The sequence below is a fragment of the uncultured Jatrophihabitans sp. genome (assembly GCF_964246335.1).
GTDB lineage: Bacteria > Actinomycetota > Actinomycetes > Mycobacteriales > Jatrophihabitantaceae > Jatrophihabitans.
The window spans coordinates 1-893 of record NZ_CAXTQF010000059.1 but is presented as its reverse complement, the minus strand read 5'-3'; the positions used below and the strand labels follow the sequence as shown (position 1 = coordinate 893).

Below are 893 nucleotides of genomic sequence, written 5' to 3'. Positions count from 1 at the left end.
CCCCCGGGCCCCGCCCGCAACGCCCCCGGCCCCCCCCCCCCCCCCCGGCCCCCCGGGGCCGGGGGGGGGGGGCCCCGCTTCGACGTTTCCTACGACGGCACCGAGTTCTCCGGCTGGGCTGCCCAGCCGGGGCGGCGGACGGTGCAGGGCGTGCTCGAGGACGCGCTGGCGACGGTGCTGCGCGTGCCGTCCGTCGCGCTGACCGTCGCCGGGCGCACCGACGCCGGGGTGCACGCATCGGGTCAGGTGGCGCACGGCGACCTGCCGGCCGAATTGCTGTCCGACGGCCGGCTGCTACGTCGCCTGCGCGGTGTGCTGCCGCCAGACGTACGCGTCAGCGCCATCACCGAGGTCGCCGCCGAGTTCGACGCCCGGTTCGCCGCGTCGTGGCGGCGCTACGTCTACCGCATCTGCGACGCCCCGGGCGGCGTACCGCCGTTACGTCGCGGGTTCGTGCTCGGCTGGCCGCGGGCGCTGGACGTCGAGCGGATGCACGATGCCGCTGCGCGCCTGCTCGGCCTGCGTGATTTCGCGGCGTTCTGCAAGCGGCGGGAGGGCGCGACGACCATCCGCACCCTGCTGCGTTTCGAGGTCACACGGGTGAGTGGCGAGGACGGCGCCGGCGAGATCGCCTGCGAGCTCGTCGCCGACGCGTTCTGCCACTCGATGGTCCGCTCGCTGGTGGGGGCGCTGCTCGCCGTCGGCGAGGGACGGCGCGACGTCGGCTGGCCGGCGCAGTTGCTCGGCGGCGACACCCGCGCGGACGACGTCGCCGTCGCGCCCGCGCACGGCTTGACGCTGCTCGAGGTCGGTTACCCGCCCGCCGGCGAGTGGACCGCGCGCGCCGAACAGACCCGCGCCCGCCGAGACTGACGCCCGCCGAGACTGACGCC

At 76.7% G+C, this 893-nt stretch carries 1 pseudogene; it reads left to right on the top strand.

From position 1 onward, the window contains the following. Positions 1-75 precede the first annotated feature (75 nt). Positions 76-873 (top strand): annotated as a pseudogene (gene truA, locus ACFFCN_RS14780) (tRNA pseudouridine(38-40) synthase TruA); the annotation flags it as partial. Between the last annotated feature and the right edge of the window lie 20 nt (positions 874-893).